The sequence below is a fragment of the Bradyrhizobium sp. genome, from assembly GCF_019242285.1.
Classification (GTDB): domain Bacteria; phylum Pseudomonadota; class Alphaproteobacteria; order Rhizobiales; family Xanthobacteraceae; genus Bradyrhizobium.
Genome location: NZ_JAFAVV010000381.1, coordinates 1 through 5,148, shown reverse-complemented (window position 1 = coordinate 5,148; position 5,148 = coordinate 1). Strand labels below are relative to the sequence as shown.

General features: G+C 66.9%; 5 protein-coding genes. 1 reads left to right on the top strand and 4 read right to left on the bottom strand.

The window, feature by feature from the left end:
* A partial coding sequence (locus JOY90_RS14815) for a biotin/lipoyl-containing protein (RefSeq protein WP_291691865.1) occupies window positions 1–1,233 on the top strand: 1,233 nt, incomplete at its 5' end.
* Window positions 1,234–1,237: 4 nt separating this feature from the next.
* Here the strand turns inward: JOY90_RS14815 and JOY90_RS14810 are convergent.
* The 4 genes from JOY90_RS14810 to JOY90_RS14795 all read right to left on the bottom strand — a co-directional run bounded on the left by JOY90_RS14810 (window position 1,238) and on the right by JOY90_RS14795 (window position 4,840).
* A complete protein-coding gene (locus tag JOY90_RS14810) occupies window positions 1,238–1,756 on the bottom strand; it encodes a hypothetical protein (RefSeq protein WP_291691864.1) in 519 nt (172 codons plus the stop codon).
* Window positions 1,757–1,944: 188 nt separating this feature from the next.
* A complete protein-coding gene (locus JOY90_RS14805; protein WP_291691863.1) occupies window positions 1,945–2,937 on the bottom strand; it encodes an ABC transporter ATP-binding protein in 993 nt (330 codons plus the stop codon).
* A complete protein-coding gene (locus JOY90_RS14800) occupies window positions 2,934–3,947 on the bottom strand; it encodes an ABC transporter ATP-binding protein (RefSeq protein WP_291691862.1) in 1,014 nt (337 codons plus the stop codon). Before JOY90_RS14800 ends, JOY90_RS14805 begins: the two co-directional genes overlap by 4 nt.
* Window positions 3,947–4,840 carry an ABC transporter permease gene (locus JOY90_RS14795; RefSeq protein WP_291691861.1) on the bottom strand — a complete coding sequence of 298 codons (894 nt, stop codon included), beginning with the start codon at window positions 4,838–4,840 and terminating at the stop codon, window positions 3,947–3,949. Before JOY90_RS14795 ends, JOY90_RS14800 begins: the two co-directional genes overlap by 1 nt.
* Between the last annotated feature and the right edge of the window lie 308 nt (window positions 4,841–5,148).

The following is a 5,148-nucleotide window of genomic DNA, read 5'->3' as shown; positions in this document are numbered from 1 at the left end:
GAGGAATCGCCTTCGCCGGCGGTCGACGCTGCGTTGCGTGCAAAACTGGGCGATGCAGCCGTCGCGCTCGTGAAAGCTGTCGGCTATGTCGGCGCCGGCACCGTCGAGTTCCTGCTCGACGCCGGCGGCCAGTTCTATTTCATGGAGATGAACACGCGGCTGCAGGTCGAGCATCCCGTCACGGAGCTGATCACCGGGCTCGACCTGGTCGAGCTGCAGCTTCGCATCGCGCGCGGCGAGCCGTTGCCGCTGCGGCAGGAGGATGTCCGGTTTTCCGGCCATGCCGTCGAGGTGCGGCTTTGCGCGGAGGACGCCGCGGCCGACTTCATGCCGCAGTCCGGCACCATGGCGCGGTGGCAGATGCCGGAGGGCATTCGCGTCGAGCACGCGCTGGAGTCCGGAGCCGAGATTTCCCCGTTCTATGATTCGATGATCGCCAAGCTGGTCAGCCACGGCGCCACCCGCGAGGAGGCGCGCGGCCGGCTGATCTGCGCGCTGGAGCAGACGCTTGCGTTCGGCGTCACCACCAACCAGGCGTTTCTGATGTCCTGCCTGCGCCACCCGGACTTTGCGCGAGGGCAGGTGACGACCGATTTCATCGACAGCCATCGCGAGGCGTTGATCAAGAGCACAGCGATCGCCTCCGACGCGGCGCTGGCGGCGCTGCTGCTTTATGTCACCCATTGCCATGCGCCGCGCTGGCGCGGCGGCCGGTCGCTGGCGGCGACGTTTTCGCTGCCGCTGCGGTTCGAGATCGATCGCGTGGTGCATGAGCTTGAGGTCGTCCGTGAACGCGAGGGCGGCTATGCCGTCGGTCTGAACGGCGGCGTTCATCTTTTCGAGATCGTCGCCATGGATTCGGAGACCGTCCGCCTGCACCACAACGGCGTCATGGAGAGCATCCCGTTTCATCGGAACGGCGATGCGCTCCATTTCCTGCATCGCGGGCGCCCCCGATCGGTTCGCGACCGAACGCTCGCCGCCCCCACTCCCGCAGCGGCAAGCGGCGGCGACGGCAAGGTCCGCGCCGCCATGAACGGCCGCGTGGCTGCCGTCCTGGTGAAGCTGGGCGATCGTGTCGCAGCGGGCCAGCCGGTGCTGACGCTCGAAGCGATGAAGATGGAGCACGTGCACACGGCAGGCGTCGCCGGCATGGTCGCTGCCATCGACGTCGCAGAAGGCGAGCAGGTGACGACCGGCAGGATCGTGGTCGAGATTGCGGCCGCGCAATAGGACTTTAGCTCTTCTGGTCGCAGCCCGGGAACGGCGTGTCCCAGGTGTAGGTCTCGCTGCCGAAGGGCACGGACAACTGGCCCTTCTTGCAGGAGTCGATGTTGGCGCCTTCGAAGATGAACATCTTCATGCCCTTGCCCATCGCGCCCATCGACTGGCGGAACACCGCTTCCAGCGCCGCGACCATGGCGGTCGAGTTCGGCGGCAGGTCGTTGCGTGAAACAGCCGTCAGTGCCTTGCCGCTCTGGTCCTTGGCGTCCAGCGAATCGATATCGTCGAACGACATGGAACCCGTCGCCTTGTCCAGCCGGCCGCGGACCACTACCAGCATCACGTATTTCTGCGCCATCGCGGTCGCTGCGGCGGCGCCGGTGGCGGTCGGCTGCACCATGCGCGGCACGATCCACATCAGCACCACCAGCTCGCCATTGGCGCGCGCATCGGTGATGGTGGCATAGTCGCGCGCGAGAGCGTCGGGCGTCGGCTTCCACTGCCGAGACGATGCGGGGAAAAAACCGCACAAGCAGGAGATCGCGACGGACGCGGCGATCGGTAGCAATCTTCTGAGCAACGGGTGGCCCCGGAATCATTTTGCAAAAGCCACAGTCAAGCTAGCACATCGCGCAGGCTCCAGCATTGCGCGTTTTCGCGTCGCTTCTGCACCGAGGAGAACGTTTTGCCTAAAACTCGCCAAAGTTGTCTGGCCGCCGTCTATTCCGTCCGGCCGGTCCCGCCGTTCAGCAGGCAGGCGACCTGATGCGCCGGGCCGGCTTTCTTCAGGGCCGGCCGATCGATCCTGCAGGCTGCGACTGCGTAGCGGCAGCGGGTGTGGAAGGCGCAGCCCGACGGCGGATTGACCGGGCTCGGCACGTCGCCGTCGACGAGCGGCGTCAGCCGCTTCGATTTCGGGTCTGCGACCGGTACCGAGGCCAGCAGGGCCTGGGTGTAGGGGTGTCGCGGATTGTTGAACAGCTCGGCCTTGTCCGCGATCTCGACGATCCGGCCGAGATACATCACCGCAACCCGGTGGCTGATATGGGCGACGACGGCGAGGTCGTGCGCGATGAACAGATAGGAGAAGCCGTTCTGGCGCTGCAAATCCTCCAAGAGGTTGATCACCTGCGCCTGGATCGAGACGTCGAGCGCCGAGACCGGCTCGTCGCAGACGATCAGCCGCGGCCCCAGCGCCAGCGCGCGGGCGATGCAGATGCGCTGGCGCTGGCCGCCGGAGAACTGGTGCGGAAAGTTGCGCATCTGGTCGGGGCGCAGCCCGACCTGCTCGAACAGTCTTGCCACGCGCTCCTGCTTGGTCCGTCCCGACGCCAGTCCGTGCACGCTCAGCGGCTCGCCGACGATATCGCCGGCGCTCATGCGCGGGTTGAGCGAGGCGAACGGGTCCTGGAATACGATCTGCATCGAGCGCCGGTGCGGCCGGAGCTCGCTCTTGCTGAGATGGGTGATGTCCTGCCCGTCGAGGCTGATGCGGCCGCTGCTCGGCTCGACCAGCCGCAGCACGCTGCGTGCGACCGTCGACTTGCCGCAGCCGGATTCGCCGACCAGGCCGAGCGTCTCGCCGACGCCGACCGAGAAGGAGACGCCATCGACCGCGTGCACGGTGCCGGCCGCGCGGCGCAGCAGCCCGCGACGCACCGGATAGTGCTTGACGAGATCGGTGACCTCCAGCAGCGCGCGCGGCTCGCTCATGAGGCAGCCTTCAATTCAGCCGCACGCCAGCAGGCGGCGAGATGGCCGCCGCCCCAGTCCTCGAGCGGCGGATATTCCTGGCGGCAGCGGTCAACGGCGAGCGCGCAACGCGGCGCGAAGGCGCAGCCGGGCGGCAGCTTCGTCAGCGACGGCACCGTGCCGGGGATCTCGGCGAGCCGCGCCTTCTCCGTCGCGCGCGAGGTCGGCACCGCCGGAATCGAGGCCATCAGCCCGCAGGTATAGGGATGGCGCGGATTGGCAAACAGCGCGTCGACGCCGGCTTCCTCGACCTTCCTGCCGGCATACATCACGATCACGCGCTGCGCGGTCTGCGCCACCACGCCGAGATCATGGGTGATCAGGATCAGCCCCATGCCGAGCTCCTGCTGCAAGTCCAGCATCAGCTTCAGGATCTGGGCCTGGATCGTGACGTCAAGCGCGGTGGTCGGCTCGTCCGCGATCAACAGCGCCGGCCGGCACGCCAGCGCCATCGCGATCATCGCGCGCTGGCGCATGCCGCCGGAGAGCTGGTGGGGATATTCCTGGGCGCGCCGCGCCGGCTCCGGGATGCGCACCAGGCGCAGCATCTCGACGGCCTGCGCCCATGCTTCCTTCGACGACAAGGTCCGGTGCAGCCGCACCGCCTCGCTGATCTGGTCGCCGATCCGGATCACCGGGTTGAGCGAGGTCATCGGCTCCTGAAAGATCATCGAGATGCGGTTGCCGCGAATCTGGCGCATCTTGGCTTCGTCGAGGCCGAGCAGGTCGGTGCCTTCGAGCAGGATCGCGCCGCCGACGATGCGGCCCGGCGGGTCAGGCACCAGCCGCATGATCGACAGCGCACTCACGCTCTTGCCGCAGCCGGACTCGCCGACGATCGCCAGCGTCTCGCCGCGGCGGACCTGGAAGGAGACGTCGTCGACCGCCCGGAACAATCCGGAATTGGTGAAGAACACCGTCTGCAGGTTCCTGACCTCGAGAACCTTCTGATCCGCTTTGGCCTCGCTCATCAGCCGCGCTGCCTTGGGTCGAGGATGTCGCGCAGCGCATCGCCGAACAAATTGGTGCCGAACACCGCGAGGCTGATCGCGATTCCCGGGAAGATCACGAGCCAGGGCGCGGTGCGGACATATTCCGCGGCCGATTCCGACAGCATCCGTCCCCAGGACGGGTAGGGCTCGGGGATGCCGAGGCCGAGGAACGACAGCGAGGCCTCGGTCAGGATGGTCGAGCCGAGCTGCGCAGTCGCGAGCACGATCAGGGGCGCGAGCGTGTTGGGCAGCACGTGGCGCAACGCGATCCGCATCTCGCTCATGCCGATCGACTTGGCGGCCTCGATGAAGGGCTGTTCGCGCAGCGCCAGCGTGTTGGCGCGGATCACCCGGGCGACGACCGGCACCAGCGGAATCGCGATCGCGACGATCACGTTCGGCAGCGATGGCCCGAGCGCGGCGGTCATCACCAAAGCGAGCACGAGCAACGGCAACGCCTGCAGGACGTCGGTGACGCGCTGGAACACGAGGTCGACCCAGCCGGACAGGTAACCGGAGGTCAGCCCGACGATCACGCCTATCGTTCCGCCCAATGCGGTCGAGCCGATGCCGACCGCGAGCGAGATGCGCGCGCCATGGATGATGCGGGCCCAGACGTCGCGGCCGAAGGAGTCGGTACCCATCCAGTGCCGCGCATCGGGATGCGCCAGCGCATGCGTGGAATCGACGGTGAGCGGATCAAAACGGCAGATCAGGTCGGCGAAGATCGCCGACAGCACGAACAGCGTCATGATCACGAGCCCTATGGCGCCGAGCACATGGCGCCGCGCCAGGAAGACCGTCCGGCCCCAGCCGCCGGTCGCCTTGGCGCCGGCGCGTCGCAGCTCGCTGTCGAAGTTGATCGTGGCCAAGCGGACTTTCCTTCTAGACGGGCAATTTCAAACTTCGAATCATATCAGCGTCCTCCGATCCTCATCCTGAGGAGCATCGCGCAGCCGATGCGTCTCGAAGGATGGCCCCGGGCGACGGCCGTGCAAGCGGCCATCCTTCGAGACGCAAGCCGTCGCCCTTCGGGCGAAGGCTTGCTCCTCAGGATGAGGGCGGAGAGCCTGGAAGCGATGGGTCGCATGGGATCGCTCCTCTATTCAGTGTAGCGGATCCGCGGATCGAACACGGCATAGAGCATGTCGACGGTGAAATTCGCGAACACCACGACGAC